We start from the raw sequence: 1773 nt of genomic DNA on the forward strand, positions 1-1773 counted from the left end.
CGCAATCGGAGCAGTGTGCGCAGGCCAAGCTCTACGGCTTCCTTCTTTGTCTTCAGGCCGGTCAAGCGAAGAGCATCGCTCATCAACTTGTCGTCAATCTCAATGTTGGTGCGCATGATGTGTACCCAAAGTGCAAAGCATACACATGCTAGCGTGTTGCCACCGTCGCGACAAGCATCTTTCAACTCACTTGCGCCTAACTGGTCGGTCAAGCGGACGCCAACACTGGCCATGCCTGCGGCATCTTCATGGCCAGTGTTGGTGCCCTGCACTCGCTGCGCTCCTTCCGGCGCCGCTTACCTTGGGCGTTAGGCCCTCATCCCAATGAAGAACACAGTACTTCGGATATGCTCTGGCGTATTGATATTACTGGGACTTAGTGGAATCGTGCTCTTGGCGTTACCTCAGACGCGCGTCCACATGCAACCAAGCTGGGTAGTTGCAGCATCTGCTTTGAATATATTAATCACAGGAATTGGCTTCTGGCGCAAACGCAAATGGGCGCCCATTGTTTTTGCGCTCCTTTGGATTGCTCAATTTACAGCACTGCTCGTAATGTCACTGCCTATTCAACCGGGGGCCGGCTTAGTTGGAGCAGCATTGATTGCTATGCTAAGCTTTATTTACTGGGATGATTTGACATAAATGCGCAATAAATACGACATCAAAACTCAGCATCATCCAGGAATCTTGCCTGCCTTTGCGAAAATTTCATCCTAACGGAGGAACTGTTCGCTATGCACCGCTGCCCGCCCATCGGCGCACGCCATCGCTCTGGAAGTGGTGACTCCATCACCGAGCGTAGGCAACAGCCGCATGCAACTGCACTTTGGCCTAACTCGGCGGTCAAGCGGACGCCAACACTGGCCATGCCTGCGGCATCTTCATGGCCAGTGTTGGTGCCCTCCGCCCTATCGGGCTCCGGCGCCGCTTACCTTGGGCGTTAGGCCACTTCTGAAATAGGCTCTGGAAGCATTTGCAGTGCATGTTTTGCGGCATCGAGCGCCCTGCTCCGCTCATCATGCGGGAATGGTTTGGCGGGCCTCGGCTGCTTCCAGGCAAATCCTCTGGCAGGCTTCGCTTCAAGCACGGCGCTTACTCGCCAATCGGTTCGCCACGGGGTTCGGTTCGCCAGCTCAATCTGGCTGTCAGTCCTTCGGCTGCCTGCTCACCACTGTTCGGCGCGAAAGTGCCACGCGCCACCGCCAAGTGGGCTGCTTGTCCTTCGGCAATCAGCGTCAGGTTCTGTGCCGTGGTGCTGCCACGCCACCGGCTCGAAATCTCAGCCCGCAGTCATGGCTGCGCCATCACTGCCTGGCGTCTTCACGTTATGCTGGTGCCATTCGATGCACCGCCCCAGCGGTGTCAAACACAAGCCAAACGGGAGGCACCTTGCCTGCACTTTATGCAGTCCAAGCATGCTCACAGGCTGCTGCCTTCGCTGGCCAGCCTAACGGGGCGTTGCACGCGGACGCCTCAACGTTCCACGCCTACGGCGTGGCCCGTCGAGGTGCCCTCCAGCCTTCGGCTTCCGGCGCCGGTGAACTTTGGCGTTAGGCCTCTTCAAAATACCACTCTGGCAATGACAGTGGCTGCGGCAATCTCTCTGGAATCTTCAAGCTCTGCAAGGGCTTGCGACTCTGCCCTGCCTTGCAATTCCACCAACACGCCCACCGGCGCACGCCATCGCTCTGGAAGTGGTAACTCCATCACCGAGGCAGTGAACCAGTCTAAATGCCCAGCTCAACCAGGCCTGCGGTCATCGCCACGGCG

The 1773-nt window shown here is 57.4% G+C and carries 1 protein-coding gene; it reads right to left on the reverse strand.

Features of this window, described 5'->3' with window-relative positions; genetic code table 11:
• Positions 1–272 (reverse strand): type II toxin-antitoxin system VapB family antitoxin (locus tag EYS42_RS17390; protein ID WP_245503692.1); only part of this gene is annotated, 272 nt, incomplete at its 3' end.
• Positions 273–1773: the final 1501 nt, after the last annotated feature.

Origin of the sequence: Aquabacterium lacunae (assembly GCF_004310865.1) — a bacterium.
GTDB lineage: Bacteria > Pseudomonadota > Gammaproteobacteria > Burkholderiales > Burkholderiaceae_C > Aquabacterium > Aquabacterium lacunae.